The following is a 17,986-nucleotide window of genomic DNA, read 5'->3' on the forward strand; positions in this document are numbered from 1 at the left end:
CCCAGCGCGCAGAGTGCTGACAGGAGGACTCGTCCTGCTGGTTGCGGGGATCATAACGCTCATACTGTAGGTGGCGCGGGGCGACCATTCCGACCGGTCCGCTACTTAGAGCTCGTAACACGATCTTGTTGAAGTGGTCTGGCCGGGCGTGACCGTTCTGATGATTCGGCCGTTCGTGATGCTGTGAGTACGCGGCCGTGGATCGTGGACGACGACCTGTGGGCACTGATCGAACCGCTGCTGCCGCCCTGGCCCGAGCGGTCACCGGGGCCGCGGCCGGTGCCGGACCGCCTCTGTCTGCAGGGCATCCTCTACGTTCTCTGCAACGACATAGCCTGGCAACTGCTGCCGCTGGAACTGGGGTTCGGCTCAGGACAGACCTGCTGGCGCCGCCTGGAGCGGTGCCAGCAGGCCGACGTCTTCGATCAGTTGCACCGCGTCCTGCTCGCCGAACTGAACGCGGCGGACGAACTCGACTGGTCGCGGGCCTGTGTGGACGGCTCCCACATCCGCGCGAAAAAGGGGGGGCCGACACCGGTCCGTCGCCGGTCGACCGGCGTAAGACGGGCAGCAAACACCACCTGATCTGCGACGGACACGGCACCCCGTTCAAGGTCATCACGACTGCGGCAAACGTCAACGACGTCACCCAGACCCTTGCCCTGGTCGACGGCATTACACCCGTCGCCGGCCGCCCCGGCCGTCCTCGCAGGCGTCCCGAAGCCCTGCTCGGAGACAAGGGCTACGACTCCAATCCGAACCGTGACGAGCTCCGCAAGCGCCGCATCCTGCCTGTCATCTCCCGCAAGGGCGCCCCGAACATCCAGGGCCTGGGCAAGCTCCGTTACGTCGTCGAGCAGACCTTCGCCCTGCTCCACCACTTCAAGCGACTCGCCGTCCGCTGGGAACGCCGCACCGAGCTCCACGATGCCTTCGTCTCCCTGGCCTGCAGCCTGATCTGCTGGAGACGCCTCAAGAAGGCCCGATCATGATCGCGTGACGAGCTCATAGCGGCAAGCTATCGCCCTGGTACGACAACACCCCGGGGAAGCGTCACACCCGGGTGTTGTCGAGTGCGTCTTGGCTGCGGCAACGCGGGCTACTGAAGATCGCTTCCCAGTCCTGGGCTGATCGTCTCCCGTTGGGCCGGACCCTTCTATGCTCTGCCTCGTACTTTGACCGAACTGGGGAGGGGTCTCGTGCGTCACCTTCGGCGTGGGATACGCGCTCACGTATGGGTGCTGGCAGCCAGCTTGACGTTGTCCGTGGCTGGATGCGGTGGCGGCAAAACGGTTTCTCACGCGGGCGGCGATGCCACGCCAAGCCACGGGCGCCCCCACATCAGCCCGTCCCATACTGCCCAGGCGACCAGTCCCAGCCAGGGAAACGGCTGCGGGCTGACCGACACCAACCAGACCCCGCCCACCAGCACGCCCAAAGACGTCACCTGGCAACTCATCAAGGGCGATGCGCTGCCCTCTTCACCGAGCGCCGGCCCAGGCAGGATTGAGGGTCCCATCGCCCGTTGCTACGCCCACACGCCACTCGGCGCACTGATCGCCGCCTCCCAGATCGGCGACCGGCTGGGTTTGGCGTCTAACCGCGAAGCAACCGAGATCTTCAAGCAACAGGCCGTCCCCGGCCCGGGCGTAGACCGCGATCTTCGGATGCTGGCTGGGCCCGAGGTAGGAGACGGCAGCAGCGACGGGCAACTGGCCGGCTTCCAGTTCGTCGACTACACCCCCGACACCGCCGTCATCAACCTCGCCAACCGAATGGACAACGGCACCTTCAACGTCGCCACGTTCACGGTGAAGTGGCTCGACGGGGACTGGAAAATCCAGATCCAGGCCAGCGGGGCAGACAGTTCCAGTGTCTCGCAAGTCGCGAGCCTGGCCGGGTACGTGACCTGGAGCGGCACCAACTGAGCGGCTGTCGAGGGCCTTGCCGAGTGCGGATGCCAGCGGACCGGGCAGCCGCCGCGGGTTCGCCGGCGCTCGCGCTTTGGTGGGTTCCCAGTCTATGAGCTCGTAACGCGATCATGATCGGGTCTTTCTTGGCGGCAGCAGCGGTTCGATCAGTGCCCACAGGTCGTCGTCCACGATCCACGGCCGCGTACTCACAGCATCACGAACGGCCGAATCATCAGAACGGTCACGCCCGGCCAGACCACTTCAACAAGATCGTGTTACGAGCTCTTAGCAACTCCCACGCGAGTACACCACTATTTGGGCCCCGCGGGCTTGCCGACGCGAGCATTCAACGAAATGGCGGCTCAACACATCTCTCTTGACGGCTTCTTGGGAGAACTTGTCAAGAGGCTGCCCCGCAGGATCCATCAGCGCCACGATACGCTTTTCCGCGAGGATCGCCTGCTTAATCTTGGGGGCAGGCGATTCAACTCCTTGGAGAGTTCCCGACTCCTCAGGAGTATCTTCCAGAGCAATATCCTTTAGCGATCCATATACGGCAGGCCAGGACATTTTCCACTCCCTGCGACGTGCAGGCATGAACAGAACGCCATCCCCTGGCTTAGCGACTCTTTGCACAGCGTCAGCAATGGCGACTGTGTCATCCTTACGACTCTCCGGCGAACGGACGATAAAAGACCACGGGACAAGCACGCCAAGAGCGCATGCGATCACTCCCGCAATGAGCGTCCAACGGCGAACTAGGGACCATCGCGGCGAGGAGATCGCAGTCCAACCCTCATTGATGGCATATCCGAGCAGCAAAGCTAGGCCACTCATCGAGTAGAGAACATAGCGCTCCAGATAATAGGGTTTCGCCAGAGACACCACCAGAAGGATGGCGGGCGGAATAACCAGTACCGAAAGGGCCAAGTCGGGCAACAGAGAGCCGACGGTGGACGGGCGTGAGCGGTTAGCGAAGAGACGGCACCCCCAACCAACACACGCGATTACTGCGAACTGCAACCACTGTGCCGCACCAGGTTTGCCCAGCCAACCGAGTTGGGCATGGGCTTGTGTCTGCGAGAATATTGCCAGTGGCATAACTGCAATGCCGGCAACACTGAAGGATACGACGGCAGAGCGACGGAACAAGCGATCTCGGTACGCCATCAGAGCGTGAGGCAGAACGATTAGCATTGCGAACTCGTGCAGTGCAGATGTAGCGGTTAGCGTTACCGTGTACAGAACCCAGTGATAGCGATGACGCGTCTGAATGGCGCGCACGAAAAAGTACATGGCCCACACAACACCAGCCGTGACCAAAGCGTATGAGCGACCCTCCTGGCTATACTGCTGAATGACAGGAAGCGCTGCAAAGACTACCCCGGAAGCCACTGCCGTTCTAAATCCAGCCAGGCGCATCGCAATAGCTGACACACCAGCTGTTGCGACAGCCATGCCGATAACCGACGGCCCCCGAAGAGTTGCCAGGCTGTCGGGAGCAACTAGGAAGACAACATGCATGATCGCGTAATACAGACCATGTACTGCATCGATATTGTGTAGCAGGTGCCATGTTTCCGCCCAAGAACGGTGGGCGACCTGGAACGTAACTGATTCGTCTCGCCACATACTGTCGTGCCTGGAAAGCTCCCAGCTCCCCAGAAGCGCAGAGAACAGAGCAGGTCCGAGAATGGCTAGAAGTACGCGATAGCCCCGCAGGCGACCATCTCGAACTTTAGCGGTGATCCCTTCGGAACGTACAGACATACGCGATACCGAGGTGATGACCCTTCGCCCCCTTACAATTAAGACCCTAACCGGAAGTGCTGCCGCACCCCTCTGTCTATCTAAGCAAACGGCTTCACGGCAGGCGCATCGCCTGAAGCAAAACGAGACAGAAGATATCCGCACCAACCATGCGGAATTTTTTGTTCCACATGTGGAAGATCCATGAACCTTCTTGGTTCCGCTTCCGTCGGAACCGGTTGCGTTCGGTGGCGGCCAGGCCCTTGCACCACAAGTGATATTGGCATGTGCGCGCCACTTCCATAGCTCACTCCGGATTGCCGGGAGAGTCCCCTGATGGCTCGAAAGCTCCGTTGACACCCCATGGGCTCATTGGTTCGAATGAGACCACCTCGAGCGACACGGGCGTCACAGAAGGTGACACCAGGCTCAGGACACACAGGAGGGGAACACTGTGAAGCGCACTCTTGCCACCACTCTCGGTGCCGCCGCACTCATCGGAGCCGCTGTCTTCGTCGCGCCGGCCGCCAACGCCAGTACCTCGGCCACCTCGCAGACCTCGGTGAGCCACTCGTCGAAGGTGGCCGCGTCCGGCGGCAGCTTCACCATCTACCGCAACGACGACTTCTCAGGCGGATACTGCTCCTTCACCAAGGATGCATACGACTTGCGGAACTACCTGTGGACTGGCGCGTCGAACTCTTGTGACAACGGTGCCAGCTCCATGAAGAACACCCTTTCCAGGGAAGTCGTGATGTACCAGAACTACGGCTACAGCGGGCGGACCTACCTGGCCAAAGCCAACAGCGTGGACTCCGACCTCACCAACAACGGGTTCGACAACATGGCGAGCTCGATCGATATTCGCTGACGTAGTTTGACTATGCGGGGGTGCCATCATCGGCACCCCCGCATAGTATTTTTGGGGAGAAATACATGAGGGCGAAATCGATAACGACACTGACGGCTCTGGCGGCCATTCTGGCCACTTCGTCCTGTTCCGTACGAGAGGGCAGCCCTGCTTCAAAGTCACAACATTCTGAGAGACTACCCGAGCCGACCAAATTGGCTCTCAGCATCGACTTGCCCTTCGATAAGTACGAAATGCAGCTTGGCGAGTACAATAAGATCTCGAATGCGCAAGACATTCTCACGCGAGACTGCATGCGCGGCAAACGTCTCAGTTGGCCACTAATCACTCGCCCAACTACTGTCACAGATCTACGCAATAGGCGCCGCTACGGAGTTGTCGAACCACAAGTCGCACAGCGGTACGGCTATCACAATGGACGGAAGCTCTCTAATCCGTACTCGACGGACACCCAAGAGGACGCAAGAGAGCGATCTTTGACGGAGAAGCAGCGCGAGGGAGCACTGGCTCAAGGTGTCGGCTGCGCGTTCAAGGCAATTTCTGAAGTCCGGGATGCGCCCAAGGAGAGAGTGGACTTGAATAAATTCAACTCCCTTGGAAATGCCGCAATGGAAGATTCAATGAAAGATCCCACTGTTGTTAGAGCGTTCGCCGAATGGAGCACTTGCATGCGACACGTTGGCGCTCACTACGGCAACCCATACCAAGCAGTGAACGACAAAGGCTGGTGGAAGAATGGGGAATCAGGTGCAGCAAGCACGCGTGAGATCGTTGTCGCCAAGCATGATGTAGAGTGCAAGGAGAAGACAAATCTCGTTCAGATTTGGGAGGGTAGCGAAAAGAGGCAACAAGAAATGCTAATAGCGAAAAATAGAGAATATTTCACAAAGATTGCCCGCGTAAAATCGGAACAACTAGGCTTTGCTTCTCGCATACTGAAGCGCGAGTGAGTGGTTGCAGTGAGTCCGCATGCACATGACGGATCCGTGTCGTTGTTCAGGAAAGCGAACGTGTCATGTGAGCGGAGCCTGACGAGGTGCACCCCAGTCATAGTTCGCTATCTTCACAGCTGGGCGACTGCCTTGCGGCAGCGCAGCCTTCGGCCAGTGTCCGGTGGTACAGCCCGGACATCCACGGCCTCGAACGGCTGTCCCGTGGCTCAGCTGTGGATGTCGCGTCCGGGTGCGCAGAGTGGATTGGTGCGGGTGTGATCGTGCCGGACGTAGGTGGTCAACTCACCGCCAGGGAGCGAGATCACCCAGCACACTTTGAAGAACGTCCTCAGTACCGCCCGTTTGGTCTCCTCCGCGGGGGTCTGGTCCTGCGGCTGACCCGGGCGGTCCTGCAGCACGGTCAGCTCCGGAAACTGCAGCATGCGCTGACGGATGACGTTGGGGGGCTCCTCCATGCCGTACAGCGTGCCCGAGGCTTGCGGGGTCTGCTTGAGTGCGATGTCGTTCAGCGGGCCGAAGACTGCAGGCCGGGCCAGTATCCACTCACGACGGCGCGCGGGCTGAAACAGAATCGGCTCGGGGGCGTCGCCCGGCTCCGTGGCCGTCACGCCCCAGAAGCTCTCCACTTGGTCCGTCCGGCTGGAGGGCAACCGGGCCTGCCAGTACACGAGCCCGAGCACGGATGCGCCGCAGAGGGCGACGGCGACGACGCATTGAGTGCCGCGACGGCGCCGACGCGGGTCGGCCATAGCCCGCAGGCCCGCATGCGCCTGGCCGAGCGCCGGTCCGATCAGCAGGGCCAGGCCAGCCCCTCCGTAGAGCACGTACCGGTCGACGTACCAGGGGTGCACGAGGGAGACGGTCAACAGGAAGCCCGCTGGGGCGAGCAACAGTGGAAGCCCCACCGATCGCACGCTCACGGGGGCGTCACCAGAGACCAACCGGACAGCGGGGTGCCGGCGCCCGGCGCGGGCGAGGGCCACCCCGACCGCGCCTGGCGCGACCCAACCGAGCCAGGCGCCGAGGCCGGGGCGACCAAGCCAGTCGAGCTGTGCCGACGCTTGCCCTGCGCTGACCACGGCTAGCGGGCTCACCACGGCGCAGACCACCGCGCTCGCCACAAGCCAGAGCCGCCCATGCGTGGCGCGCCGACCGCTGCGCCAAAGCGTGATGGCGTGCGCAAGCAGGACGAGGAGGGCGAACTCGTGCAGCCAGCCGGCCAGTGTGAGCAGCCCGCCGTATCCGACCCACAGGCTGCGCCGCTCCTCGTGCAGGGCGCGGACGAAGAACCAGGTCGCCCAGACCACGACGGCGGCGACCAGCGCATAAGAGCGGGCCTCCTGAGCGTAGAACTGCACCTGCGGAATGCACAGGAAGGCAAGTCCGGAGAGGAACCCAGCGGCGGGGCCGGCGAGATACCGGCCGATCGCCTCGACACCCAGCACCGCAGCCACGGTGCCCATGACCGACACCGCGCGCAGGGACACCACTCCCTCGTCCCAGACCGACAGCACCAGGTGGGCCAGGAAGTAATAGAGGCCGTGCACGGCGTCAATGTTGTGCAGCAGGTGCCACAGCTGTCCCAACGACCGCTTGCCGACCGCATAGCTCACTGTCTCATCACGCCAGGACGACTCGCCACGGTCCAGCTTCCACCAGCCCAGCAGCACGGTCAGCACCACGAGGACCGCACTGTAGCTCCACCGGTACCGACTTGCTCGCACAGTCATTCGCGCCCAGCCCACCCTCAACCCCCTGAACAGCCATGCGCCGCTCCCAATGCAGCAACCAGTCAAAACCTTAGTCTCATCAACTCCAGCCAGCAGGGCACCACTTGACAGCCACGCGGGCCTCTGGAAGACACTCCTGACTTCGGCCCGTCGGGTGTGGACCATATGCGGCACTAGCCTGACTATCGACACACCCACGTCACCCTGACGAGCCGAAGTCAGCAATGAACGCACTCATGCACGTTGCTGCGCCAACGAGTAGCAAGTTGCGCCGCTGGTCTACGGCACCGGCGACGATCTTTGCCGTTGTGGCAATGACTCTCGGCATGGCGAGCCCAGCAGAAGCAGCAACCAAGCCCGAGTTCACGGGGGCGAGTGAGAGTTCGGCGCTTCAAGCACGTCGCCGCCCTCGCATAACAGGGAACGGCCCCTCTCCTTCACTGAGAGGCACCGTTCGTCTTCCTGCAGTTGGGGGTCAATCGCCCAGGTCGATGCCCAAGCTGTCCGCCAGTTCCCGGAGATCTTCGGCCGGGATCGTAGGCGCAGTCGCTGCGTGTTCGGCCGCCCAACGCTCCAAGATTTCGTCCATGATGACTCTGACCTGCACTTTCTCCAAGTGTCTTGACGCAAGTGCCTGACGCCGGACATCAGCCACTTGCGGAGCTTGGTGCCGTAGCCCTCGGTGGCGTCGCCGGCCCGCTCGACCGGCGTCCCGGCGCCGGCGGCAGCGGTGACCTCGCCCCGCTCGGCCCTGCCGCGCACCTCGGCGATCAGTTCGGCGGGGCGGTTGATGCCCGCCTTCACGCCGACGTCGACGGTCGCCTTGCCCGCGAAGCGTTCCTTGTCGCGTACGGGGACGTCGTGCGCGAAGATCACGCCGTCCGCCGCCGCGATCACCGCCGGGTCGAGCCGGGTGAAGCCGGCCGAGCCCTGCGTCTCTACGACGACCTCGGCACCGGCCTCGCGGCCCGCGTTCTCCAGGGACTCGGCCGCCATGTAGGTGTGGGCGATACCGGTCGGGCAGGAGGTGACGGCGACGATACGGAACGGCCGCTCCCCCGCACCGGAACCGCCGGCCTCGGCGCCCGCCGCCGAGGCGGACGGACCTGACGGACCCGCACCCTCGCGCTCGCCCTTGCCCTTGCCCTTGCCCTTGCCCTTGCCCACATCCTCGTCCGCACCCGACGCCGATGCCGTACTCCCCGCAGCCGGACCTGTCGTCGGTGCCGTGCTGCCCGCTGCGGCGCCGGCGGAGGCCGCCCCCGGTGCCGCAGCGGTGTTCTCGGGGGCACCCTCGACACCCTGCGCTCCGGCACCCTGCGCTCCGGCACCCTGCGCTCCGGCGCCCTGTGCTCCCGCGCGCTCCGGCGCGCCCTCGGCGTCCGCCGCCGGGCTCTCGTCGCCGCGGATCAGCGCTGCGGCCGTTCCCGCGTCGCCCGCCGACCGCAGCGCATCCGTGAACTCGCTGTTCATCAGCTGCCGGGCCAGGGAGGAGAGGATCGTGAGGTGGGCGTCGTCCGCACCGGCCGGGGCGGCGATGAGGAAGACCAGGTCGGCGGGACCGTCCGCCGCGCCGAAGTCGATGCCGGCGCCGCTGCGGCCGAAGGCCAGCGTCGGCTCGGTGACATGGGCGCTGCGGCAGTGCGGGATGCCGATGCCGCCGTCGAGGCCGGTCGGCATCTGGGCCTCACGGGCGGCGACGTCGGCGAGGAAGCCCTCCAGGTCGGTCACCCGGCCCTGGGCCACCATGCGTTCGGCGAGGGCGCGTGCCGCCGCTTCCTTGGTGTCGGCGGACAGGTCGAGGTCGACCAGGTCCGCGGTGATCAGGTCGCTCATCGCGGGCTCCTCTGCACGCGTGTCGCCCGGGGGGTGGGACGGGCGCGGGTGGGGACGGGGGTGCCGTGGGGGGAAGCGGCGGCCCGGGCGGAGGCGGGGCCGGGGGTGCCGTGCGGGGAAGCGGCGGCCCGGGCGGAGGCGGGGCCGGGGAGCACCCGCCTCCCGGGGGCGGCAGAGCGGCCCGGGGCGCCCCTGCGGCCCGCGGTCGCGGCGAGTGACGGGCAGCCCCGCCGCTTCATCGCCGATCGGTACAGCGGGGCCGATGGATGCAGCGGGGCCGGCGGTTGGAGCGGGGCCGACGGCATGGCCACAGGGGTGCCTCGGGCGCTCATGACACCGGCTCCGTCAGTTCCTCGGGCGCTCATGACACCGGCCCCGTCAGTTCCTTGGGCACTTTGGAGCGGGGCCGGCGGCATGGCCACAGGGGTGCCTCGGGCGCTCATGACACCGGCCCCGTCAGTTCCTCGCGCACTCATGACACCGGCCCCGTCAATTCCTCGCGCGCTCATGACACCGGCTCCGTCAGTTCACGGTCGACCGGGACGTCGGCCGTCACCGACACCGCGGCCGGGTCCAGGTCGGCGGGGGTCGGCATCACGCTGCCGGGGAGCTGCACGGCGGCGGCGCCGTGGGCGACGGCGGAGGCGAGGGCCTCCGGACCGCTGCCGCCGGCGATCAGGAAGCCCGCGAGGGAGGAGTCGCCGGCGCCCACGTTGCTGCGTACGGTGTCCACGCGCGCGCTGCCGAACCACGCACCCCCGTCCTCCACGAGCAGCTGCCCGTCGGCACCCAGGCTCGCGAGTACGGTGCGCGCGCCCATCCCGCGCAGCTCCTCGGCCGCCTTCACCGCGTCGCCCACGGTCGTCAGGGGGCGCCCGACGGCTTCCGAGAGCTCCTCGGCGTTCGGCTTCACGACGTCGGGCCGCGCGCGCAGGGCCTCCAGCAGCGCACGCCCCGAGGTGTCCAGTGCGATGCGTGCGCCCCCGGCGTGCGCCCGCGTGACGACATCGGCGTACCACGAGGGCGCGAGCCCCAGGGGCAGGCTCCCGCAGCACGCGATCCAGTCGGCGTCCCGGGACTGCTCACGAACCGTGTCCAGCAGCCGTTCCTGCTCGGCCGGGGACAGCTGCGGACCCGGCGCGTTGATCTTCGTGAGCACCCCGTCCGCCTCCGCGAGAGCGATGTTGGAACGGGTGGCCCCGGCGATCGGGACCGGTGCGGCCTCGATGCCCTGGGCGTCGAGCAGATCGGCGACCAGCGCGCCCGGCGCACCGCCCAGGGGCAGGACGGCTACCGTGCGGCGGCCGGTGGCGGCGACCGCGCGCGAGACGTTCACCCCCTTGCCGCCGGGGTCCATGCGCTCGGTCTCGGCGCGGATGACCTCCCCGCGCTTGAGGGCATGGACCTCGTAGGTGCGGTCGAGGGACGGGTTGGGGGTGACGGTGAGGATCATGCGCGCACCACTTCCGTGCCGCCGCGCTCGATGGCTGCGGCGTCCTCGGGGCTCAGCCCGCTGTCGGTGATCAGCAGGTCCACGTCGCTCAGGTCGCCGAAGCGGGCGAAGTGCTCCTGGCCGTGCTTGGCGGAGTCGGCGAGCAGGACGACACGGCGGGCGGCGGCGACCGCCGCGCGCTTGACCGCGGCCTCGGCGAGGTCGGGGGTGGTCAGACCGTGCTCGGCGGAGAAGCCGTTGGCGGCCACGAAGAGGACGTCGGCGCGGATCTCGCCGTATGCGCGCAGGGCCCAGGCGTCCACGGCGGCGCGGGTGCGGTGCCGTACGCGCCCGCCGACCAGGTGGAGCTGGATGCCCGGGTGGTCCGCGAGGCGGGCGGCGATGGGCAGGCTGTGCGTGACGACGGTGAGGGAGGCCTCCAGCGGGATGGCCGCGGCCATCCGGGCCACCGTCGTACCGGCGTCGAGGACCATCGTGCCCTCGGCGGGCAGCTCGGCGAGGGCCGCCTTGGCGATGCGGTCCTTCTCGTCGGCGGCGGTGGACTCGCGTTCGGCGAGGTCCGGCTCGAAGTCCAGGCGTCCGACCGGGATGGCACCGCCGTGCACCCGGCGGACGAGGCCGGCGCGGTCGAGGGCCTTCAGGTCGCGGCGGATCGTCTCCGCGGTGACCTGGAACTCCTCGGCCAGCGACAGCACGTCCACCCGGCCGCCGTCACGGGCCAGCCGGAGGATCTCCTGCTGCCGCTCCGGTGCGTACATATCCGTTCGCCTCCGACTGATGCCCGAACGTGTGGTTTCAGTTGGAGACTACGCCCGGATTTATGGAAAGTAAACAGCCCCGGGCTCCATCCGGACACAAACGGACTTCGGGCGACGATGCGGCGGGTGTGGGCGGCGAGGAGGGCCGCCATCGGCGGCCGTGGCCGCCGGGCTCGTCGACGGCTGCTCGCCACGGACCTCCGCCGGGGGTCACCCCGCGAATTCCGGCTCCCTGTCCTGCGCCGCGAACTCCGGCCCGGCCGGCTCCGCGCCCTCCGTGTGCTGGGCCGCCCGCCTGGGCAGCGCGGACATCAGCAGGAAGATCACGCCCATCACACCGGCCACCCACCACAGCGCGTGCTGGAAGCCGTTCACGAAGGCGGGGCCCACCTGGGCGCGGGTCAGCCGGTCGCCGATCACGCCGAAGAACACCACCGAGACCAGGCCGAGGCCGAGCGCGTTGCCCATCTGCTGCACGGTGTTGATCAGGCCGGACGCGGACCCGGCGTGCTCGCGCGGCACCTCCGAGAGCACCGCGTCCGTCAGCGGGGCGACGATGAGCCCCATGCCGGCGCCCATCACGACCAGCGGGAGCGCCATCTGCCAGGAGGCGATGGCGAGGCCGTAGCGGTGCGACTCCCAGAGGTAGAGGAGCACGCCCGCCGCCATCACCAGCGCGCCGGCCTGGAGCACCTTGCGGCCGAACCGCGGGACCAGCTTCTGCACCGACATCCCGGCCGCCGTCGAGACCGCGAGGGAGAACGGCACACCGGTCAGGCCGGCGTGCAGCGGGCTCCAGCCCAGGCCGATCTGCATGTACAGGGTCCAGACCAGGAAGAAGATGCCGAGCGCGACACCGAAGACGGTCTGGACGGCGATACCGGCGGCGAAGCTCTTCACCCGGAACAGCGACAGCTCCACCAGCGGGGAGCCGTCCCGGGCCGCCTTGCGCCGCTCGTACGCCACCAGCGCCGCGAAGACGCCGAGCGCGCCGGCCATCGAGACGTACCCCCACAGCGGCCAGCCCAGCTCGCGGCCGCGGGTGAGCGGGTAGAGCAGCATCAGCAGGCCCAGGGTCACCAGGGCGACGCCGACCAGGTCCAGCTTCAGCGCCTTCGGCGCGCGCGACTCGCTGATGTAGCGGCGGCCGAGGAGGAAGGCGACGACGCCGACGGGGAGGTTGATCAGGAAGATCGGCCGCCACTCCAGGCCGAACAGGTTCCACTCGGTCAGCAGGGCGCCGAGCAGCGGTCCGGAGACCGCGCCGAGTCCGACTATGGCGCCGAAGAGGCCGAAGACCTTGCCGCGCTCATGGGCCGGGAAAGTGGCGTGCACGATCGACAGGACCTGCGGGACCATCATCGCCGCCATGCCGCCCTGCAGGATGCGGGAGGCGACCAGCATCTCCGGGTTCGCGGCGAAGCCGCACAGCGCGGAGGCCAGGGTGAAGCCGGCGATGCCGATGAGGAACAGCCGCCGGCGGCCGTGGATGTCGCCGAGCCGCCCGCCGGTGATCAGGCCTGCGGCGAAGGCCAGGGCGTATCCGGCGGTTATCCACTGGATCTGGCTGAGGGACGCGCCCGCGTCCTGCTGGATCGAGGGGATCGCGATGTTGACGATGGTGACGTCGACGAGGTCCATGAAGGCCGCGGTCATCACGATCGCGAGGGCGAACCACCGGCGGCGGTCGCCGGCGGCCTGTTGAGCGGTGAGTGTCTGTTCCGGGGAGGTCATGACCTCAAGATAGGAAGGCAATAGGTCAGGTCGTGTCCTAGTTCTACGGCATTCTCGAAAGTATGACGACGGACACTCCGGCTCGGCTCCTTCAGCTGCTCTCCCTCCTACAGACCCCGCGCGAGTGGCCCGGCGGCGAGCTGGCCGACCGGCTCGGGGTGTCCCGCCGGACCGTGCGGCGGGACATCGACCGGCTGCGGGAACTGGGCTATCCCGTGCAGGCGAACAGGGGTGCCGATGGCGGCTACCGCCTGGTCGCGGGCAAGGCCATGCCGCCGCTGGTGCTGGACGACGAGGAGGCGGTGGCGATCGTGGTCGGGCTGCGGGCGGGGGCCGGGCACGCGGTGGAGGGGGTGGACGAGGCGTCGGTGCGGGCGCTGGCGAAGCTGGAGCAGGTGCTGCCGGCGCGGCTGCGGCACCGGGTGTCGACGCTTCAGGCCGCGACGACGCAGCTGACCCATGGGGACGGGGCGAGCATCGCGCCCGAGACGCTGACCGTGATGGCGTCGACGGTGGCCGGGCAGGAGCGGCTGCGGTTCGCCTACCGCGACAAGGAGGGGGGCGAGTCGCGGCGGCTGACCGAGCCGTACCGCCTGGTGTCGACGGGGCAGCGCTGGTACCTCGTCGCCTACGACCTCGGGCGGGAGGACTGGCGGACGTTCCGGGTCGACCGGGTGACGGAGCCGTTCGCGACCGGGATGCGGTTCGCTCCGCGGGAGCTGCCGGCGGAGAGCGCGGCGGAGTTCCTGCGGCGGTCGATCCGGCGGCCCCGGGAGACCTATGAGTTCGAGGTGTGGTTCGCCGGGCCGGTGGAGCAGGTCTCGTCGCGGGTGCCGGGGTGGATCGGGGTGCCGGAGGCGGTGGGCGACGGGGGCGGCGACGGCGCGCGGGGCGGGTGCGTGCTGCGGGGGAGCAGCGGGGATCCCGTGGAGTGGATGGCGGCGCGGCTGGCCATGGTCGGGTGCGAGTTCGCGGTGCGGGGGCCGGACGAACTGGTCGAGTGCGTACGGGAGCTGGGGGGCCGGCTGAGCCGGGCCGGCTCGGGGGCGGCGGGGGGCTAGCCGGCCGGGGCCCTCCGCTACGGCTCCCGCCCCCATCCGAAGTCCCCCAGGGCCTCCAGGTTGCGCAGGGCCAGGGCTGCCGGGCCCGTGGGGCCCGTGGGCGGGGCCGTGGTGGCCGCCCAGCCCTCGACGGCCACGCGGACCGCAGCGCCGGCCACCGCCGCGGCGAAGCGGAGGGGCGCGCCGACCGGTGCCGGAGCGGCAACGTTGTCGGCCGGGCTCTCCCCCGCCGCGTCCTCCCCCGGCTCCGCCTCCACCGCCGCGCCCTGCCCGGGCTCCGCCTCCGCCGCATCCGTCTCCGCAGCCGCCGCCTCCCCCTCCGGGGCCAGTCGCTCCGCGAGGATTTCGGCGAGCGTGCTCTCGGAGGCCTGGCAGACCTCGGCCCAGACCTTCCGCAGGGCCGGGCTCGCGTCGGCCAGGCGGATCAGGGTGCGGACCCATTCCCAGGACGACGCCGAGACGCCGATGCCGGGGGTGAGGGTGTGGTCGACCGCGTGCCGCAGGGCCTCGGGGACGGTGAGGGCGGGCGGGGCCTCGCGGACCGCCTGGATCCAGCGCTCGGCGCCGGCCGCGTAGAGCGGGGCCACCGCCTCCTCCTTGGAGGCGAAGTAGCGGTAGAAGGTGCGCGGCGCGATGCCGGCCGCCTGGGCGATGTCCTCGGCGCGGGTGGCGCGCAGGCCCTGGCGGACGAAGAGGGCGGCCGCCGCGCGGGCGATCTCCATGCGGGTCTCCGCCTTGCGGCGTTCCGTGAGGGACGCCGGGGCGGAGGCCGAAACTGACTGGTGGGCGGTGGTGCCGGTGGTGCGGGGGGTGCTCACCTCGGCAGGCTATGCCGGTGTGGCAGAATCTGCCATTCGGCGGGCCACCCCGGGGTTCAGGTACGGGGTGGCCCGCCTCTCCAGCGTGTCCGCCGGTTTCGCGGACCCTCGCGCCTCTCGGACATCCAATCCACAGCACCCCACAGCACCCCGCAGCACCCGGCGGCACCCGGCGGCACCCCGCAGCCAGGAAAAAGCCGGGCTCCGGCGCCTGGGGGGGGTAGGCGCCGAAGCCCGGCTCTGGAAGGTCCCGGCGCCGGGGGGGATGTGCGTCGGGACGTGGCTCATACGGGGTGACTCACGGGGTCGTACCTGGTGGTCCGGGTGGGGGGACCGGGTGGTGCGGGAGGGGGAGTGCGGTTTCCTGGGAGCCCAACTCCTGGGCCCGGAAGGGTTGTTCCCTCGGGCCCGGGGGTTGAAGCGACGCTAGCGCGCCATGTTTGCGCCGTCTTCGGGCACCGGGCGTACGCGGTCGAAACGGTCGTACGCCCGGCTACGCCGCCGCGTCGAAGCCGGTCTGGCGGGCCAGCTTCTTCAGTTCGAGCAGCGCGTGCTTCTCGATCTGGCGGATGCGCTCGCGGGTCAGGCCGTGCTCCTTGCCGACCTCGGTCAGGGTGCGCTCACGGCCGTCGTCGATGCCGTACCGCATCTTGATGATCGAGGCCGTGCGCTGGTCCAGGCGGCCGATCAGATCGTCCAGCTCCTCGCTGCGCAGCAGGGTGAGCACCGACTGCTCCGGGGAGACCGCGGAGGTGTCCTCGAGGAGGTCGCCGAACTGGGTGTCGCCGTCGTCGTCCACCGGCATGTTCAGCGAGACCGGGTCACGGGACCAGTCGAGCACGTCGGTCACGCGCTCCGGCGTCGAGCCCAGCTCGGCGGCGATCTCCGCGGGCTCCGGCTCGCGGCCGCGCTCGCGGTTGAACTCGCGCTGGACACGGCGGATGCGGCCCAGCTCCTCCACCAGGTGGACGGGGAGCCGGATCGTGCGGGACTGGTCGGCGATGGAGCGGGTGATGGCCTGCCGGATCCACCAGGTGGCGTACGTCGAGAACTTGAAGCCCTTGCGGTAGTCGAACTTCTCGACGGCGCGCACCAGACCGGCGTTGCCCTCCTGGACCAGGTCGAGGAGCGGCAGGCCGCTGCGCGGGTAGCGCCGGGCCACCGCCACGACCAGGCGGAGGTTGGAGCGGATGAAGACGTCCTTGGCCCGCTCACCCTCGGCGACGAGAGCCTCCAGCTCCTCGCGGGTGGCATCCGCCTCGGTGTCCTCGAAGCCGTCGAGGACCTGCCGTGCGAACACGCCCGCCTCGATGGTCTGGGACAGCTCGACTTCCTTGGCGGCGTCGAGCAGCGGCGTACGCGCGATCTCGTCGAGGTACATGCCGACCAGGTCGCGGTCGGCGATCTCGCCGCCATGGACGCGAACACTGCTTGCCGAGTCGGCCGTCTCGCCGGTGGCGGACTGACGACGGGCGACGGCACGGGTTGCCATGCGTGCTCCCTTGCGATGGTGGGCTGGCGGGTGGTCCTGTCGAACGCTCGGCACTCCGGGACTGTCTCTGGGACTCTCCTTGAGTGCCCTGCGTCCGTGGGAAACAACGACTGGAATCCGGACAGAATTCCCAACCCGCTCCCCTATTTTTCTGATCATGCAGTACCCTGTCCGCCACACGGGGAGGCGTGATGTCGTCCGGACGTACAGAGGTGCAGGTCAGGGCGGGAGTCGAGAGCGATCTCGATGCCCTCACCGCCCTCTACAACCACTACGTACGCGAGACGGTCATCACCTTCGACACGGCGGTCTTCACTGCGGAGGAGCGCCGCCCTTGGCTGCTCTCCCACCCGGAAGACGGGCCATACCGCCTGATGGTTGCCACGGAGACGGACTCTCAGCAAATTCTGGGGTACGCCACATCCAGCCCTTACCGGCTGAAGCCCGCGTATGCGACATCTGTGGAGACATCGGTGTACGTCGCCCCGGACGCCGGCGGCCGCGGGATCGGCACCCTGCTCTACGACACCCTCTTCGAGGCGCTGGCCGGCGAGGACGTGCACCGTGCCTACGCCGGCATCGCCCAGCCCAACCGGGCCTCCGGGCGGCTGCACGCCCGTTTCGGCTTCCGGCACGTCGGCACCCACCGGGAGGTCGGGCGCAAGTTCGGCCGCTACTGGGACGTGGCCTGGTACGAGAAGGACCTGTAGGCCGGCCGGACCGCTCCGCGACTCGACCGATCCACTCCACGGCTCAGCCGAACCGCCCCACGGCTCAGCCGAACTGCACCGACCGCTTCGCCATCCCCATCCAGAACCCGTCGATCACCGACTTCTGCGCATCCAGCTCGCCGCCCGCCTCGGCCGCGCCCATGGTCACGAAGAGCGGGGCGAAGTGCTCGGTGCGCGGATGGGCGTAACGGCCGGCCGGGGCCTTGTGGAGGAAGTCCAGCAGGGCGTCCCAGTCACGGGCCTCCAGCGCCCGCCGGCCCCAGTCGTCGAACTCGGACGACCAACTCGGCACGCCGTCGCCCGCGTACCGCAGCGCGGCCAGGTTGTGCGTGAAGAAGCCGGAGCCGACGATCAGCACGCCTTCGTCGCGCAGCGGGGCGAGCCTGCGGCCGATGTCCATCAGCCGGACCGGGTCGAGGGTGGGCAGGGAGATCTGCAGGACCGGGATGTCGGCGGCCGGGAACATCTCCACCAGGGGGACGTACGCACCGTGGTCGAGGCCGCGGTCGGGGATGTCCTGGACGGGGACGCCGGGGGCGCGCAGCAGCCTGCGGACGGACTCGGCGAGCCCGGGCGCGCCGGGGGCGGCGTACCGGACCCGGTAGTAGTGCTCCGGGAAGCCCCAGAAGTCGTGGACGAGGGGGACGGTCCGGGTGGCACCGAGGGCGAGGGGGGCCTCCTCCCAGTGGGCGGAGACCATCAGGATCGCCCGGGGGCGCGGCAGGGCGGCGGACCAGGCGGCCAGCTCGCCGGGCCAGACCGGGTCGTCGGCGAGCGGCGGGGCGCCATGACTGAGGTAGAGAGCGGGCATGCGCTCCTGGGTGGCGGCGGACATGACGGCGGCTCCCCGTGCTTCGGATGCTTCGGACGCTGCTGATGCTTTAACT

The 17,986-nt window shown here is 68.3% G+C and carries 14 protein-coding genes and 1 pseudogene; 6 read left to right on the forward strand and 9 right to left on the reverse strand.

The window, feature by feature from the left end; translation table 11 throughout:
• Positions 1–183 precede the first annotated feature (183 nt).
• A protein-coding gene (locus ACZ7P3_RS27705) for an IS5 family transposase (RefSeq protein WP_472085759.1) occupies positions 184–992 on the forward strand; the annotation gives its coding sequence in 2 pieces (ribosomal slippage) (positions 184–501 and positions 504–992; 807 coding nt in all).
• Between the two features lie 246 nt (positions 993–1,238).
• Positions 1,239–1,928, forward strand: coding sequence for a DUF8175 domain-containg protein (locus tag ACZ7P3_RS27710; protein WP_472085760.1), 690 nt, complete (start codon positions 1,239–1,241; stop codon positions 1,926–1,928).
• A 270-nt stretch (positions 1,929–2,198) separates the two neighbouring features.
• Here the strand turns inward: ACZ7P3_RS27710 and ACZ7P3_RS27715 are convergent, their stop codons facing one another.
• Positions 2,199–3,683: a glycosyltransferase family 39 protein gene (locus ACZ7P3_RS27715; RefSeq protein WP_472085761.1), complete on the reverse strand. Its 1,485-nt coding sequence runs from the start codon at positions 3,681–3,683 to the stop codon at positions 2,199–2,201.
• 433 nt (positions 3,684–4,116) lie between these two features.
• On the opposite strand from ACZ7P3_RS27715, the gene ACZ7P3_RS27720 reads away from it, so the two are divergent.
• Both ACZ7P3_RS27720 and ACZ7P3_RS27725 read left to right on the forward strand, forming a co-directional pair.
• Positions 4,117–4,533, forward strand: a complete 417-nt coding sequence (locus ACZ7P3_RS27720; RefSeq protein WP_472085762.1) for a peptidase inhibitor family I36 protein — start codon at positions 4,117–4,119, stop codon at positions 4,531–4,533.
• A gap of 476 nt (positions 4,534–5,009) precedes the next feature.
• The gene (locus tag ACZ7P3_RS27725; RefSeq protein WP_472085763.1) at positions 5,010–5,483 is read left to right on the forward strand and encodes a hypothetical protein; all 474 of its coding nucleotides are present in this window, start codon (positions 5,010–5,012) and stop codon (positions 5,481–5,483) included.
• Positions 5,484–5,692: 209 nt separating this feature from the next.
• Here the strand turns inward: ACZ7P3_RS27725 and ACZ7P3_RS27730 are convergent, their stop codons facing one another.
• From ACZ7P3_RS27730 to ACZ7P3_RS27750, 5 genes and pseudogenes are all read right to left on the reverse strand, one after another.
• Complete coding sequence (locus ACZ7P3_RS27730) at positions 5,693–7,168, reverse strand: glycosyltransferase family 39 protein (RefSeq protein WP_472085764.1); 1,476 nt, start codon at positions 7,166–7,168, stop codon at positions 5,693–5,695.
• 675 nt (positions 7,169–7,843) lie between these two features.
• Positions 7,844–9,052 (reverse strand): annotated as a pseudogene (locus ACZ7P3_RS27735) (fructose PTS transporter subunit IIA); the annotation flags it as partial.
• A 505-nt stretch (positions 9,053–9,557) separates the two neighbouring features.
• The gene (gene pfkB / locus ACZ7P3_RS27740) at positions 9,558–10,505 is read right to left on the reverse strand and encodes a 1-phosphofructokinase (protein ID WP_472085765.1); all 948 of its coding nucleotides are present in this window, start codon (positions 10,503–10,505) and stop codon (positions 9,558–9,560) included.
• Positions 10,502–11,263 (reverse strand): DeoR/GlpR family DNA-binding transcription regulator, encoded by a 762-nt coding sequence (locus ACZ7P3_RS27745; protein WP_472085766.1) that lies wholly within the window; start codon positions 11,261–11,263, stop codon positions 10,502–10,504. The genes pfkB and ACZ7P3_RS27745 overlap by 4 nt, the downstream gene beginning before the upstream one ends.
• 210 nt (positions 11,264–11,473) lie before the next feature.
• A complete protein-coding gene (locus ACZ7P3_RS27750; protein WP_472085767.1) occupies positions 11,474–12,997 on the reverse strand; it encodes an MFS transporter in 1,524 nt (507 codons plus the stop codon).
• 62 nt (positions 12,998–13,059) lie between these two features.
• Here ACZ7P3_RS27750 and ACZ7P3_RS27755 point away from each other — a divergent pair, with 62 nt between their 5' ends.
• Positions 13,060–14,058 carry a helix-turn-helix transcriptional regulator gene (locus ACZ7P3_RS27755; RefSeq protein ID WP_472085768.1) on the forward strand — a complete coding sequence of 333 codons (999 nt, stop codon included), beginning with the start codon at positions 13,060–13,062 and terminating at the stop codon, positions 14,056–14,058.
• 17 nt (positions 14,059–14,075) lie between these two features.
• On the opposite strand, the gene ACZ7P3_RS27760 is transcribed toward ACZ7P3_RS27755, so the two are convergent.
• Together ACZ7P3_RS27760 and ACZ7P3_RS27765 are read right to left on the reverse strand one after the other, a co-directional pair.
• Positions 14,076–14,780: a TetR/AcrR family transcriptional regulator gene (locus tag ACZ7P3_RS27760; RefSeq protein ID WP_472085809.1), complete on the reverse strand. Its 705-nt coding sequence runs from the start codon at positions 14,778–14,780 to the stop codon at positions 14,076–14,078.
• Between the two features lie 589 nt (positions 14,781–15,369).
• Positions 15,370–16,368, reverse strand: a complete 999-nt coding sequence (locus tag ACZ7P3_RS27765; protein ID WP_472085769.1) for a sigma-70 family RNA polymerase sigma factor — start codon at positions 16,366–16,368, stop codon at positions 15,370–15,372.
• Positions 16,369–16,559: 191 nt separating this feature from the next.
• On the opposite strand from ACZ7P3_RS27765, the gene ACZ7P3_RS27770 reads away from it, so the two are divergent.
• Positions 16,560–17,078 carry a GNAT family N-acetyltransferase gene (locus ACZ7P3_RS27770; RefSeq protein ID WP_472085770.1) on the forward strand — a complete coding sequence of 173 codons (519 nt, stop codon included), beginning with the start codon at positions 16,560–16,562 and terminating at the stop codon, positions 17,076–17,078.
• 64 nt (positions 17,079–17,142) lie between these two features.
• Here the strand turns inward: ACZ7P3_RS27770 and ACZ7P3_RS27775 are convergent, their stop codons facing one another.
• On the reverse strand, positions 17,143–17,934 hold the full coding sequence (locus ACZ7P3_RS27775) for a dioxygenase family protein (RefSeq protein WP_472085771.1): 792 nt from the start codon (positions 17,932–17,934) through the stop codon (positions 17,143–17,145).
• Positions 17,935–17,986 lie beyond the last annotated feature (52 nt).

The organism is Streptomyces sp. NPDC107581 (assembly GCF_055657175.1).

What these genes read in the sequence shown, in the direction of transcription:
- ACZ7P3_RS27715 (WP_472085761.1), bottom strand. Translation starts at nt 3,683, where the DNA reads ATGTCTGTACGTTCCGAAGGGATCACCGCTAAAGTTCGAGATGGTCGC.
- pfkB (WP_472085765.1), bottom strand. Translation starts at nt 10,505, where the DNA reads ATGATCCTCACCGTCACCCCCAACCCGTCCCTCGACCGCACCTACGAG.
- ACZ7P3_RS27745 (WP_472085766.1), bottom strand. Translation starts at nt 11,263, where the DNA reads ATGTACGCACCGGAGCGGCAGCAGGAGATCCTCCGGCTGGCCCGTGAC.
- ACZ7P3_RS27750 (WP_472085767.1), bottom strand. Translation starts at nt 12,997, where the DNA reads ATGACCTCCCCGGAACAGACACTCACCGCTCAACAGGCCGCCGGCGAC.
- ACZ7P3_RS27755 (WP_472085768.1), top strand. Translation starts at nt 13,060, where the DNA reads ATGACGACGGACACTCCGGCTCGGCTCCTTCAGCTGCTCTCCCTCCTA.
- ACZ7P3_RS27760 (WP_472085809.1), bottom strand. Translation starts at nt 14,780, where the DNA reads ATGGAGATCGCCCGCGCGGCGGCCGCCCTCTTCGTCCGCCAGGGCCTG.
- ACZ7P3_RS27765 (WP_472085769.1), bottom strand. Translation starts at nt 16,368, where the DNA reads ATGGCAACCCGTGCCGTCGCCCGTCGTCAGTCCGCCACCGGCGAGACG.
- ACZ7P3_RS27770 (WP_472085770.1), top strand. Translation starts at nt 16,560, where the DNA reads ATGTCGTCCGGACGTACAGAGGTGCAGGTCAGGGCGGGAGTCGAGAGC.
- ACZ7P3_RS27775 (WP_472085771.1), bottom strand. Translation starts at nt 17,934, where the DNA reads ATGTCCGCCGCCACCCAGGAGCGCATGCCCGCTCTCTACCTCAGTCAT.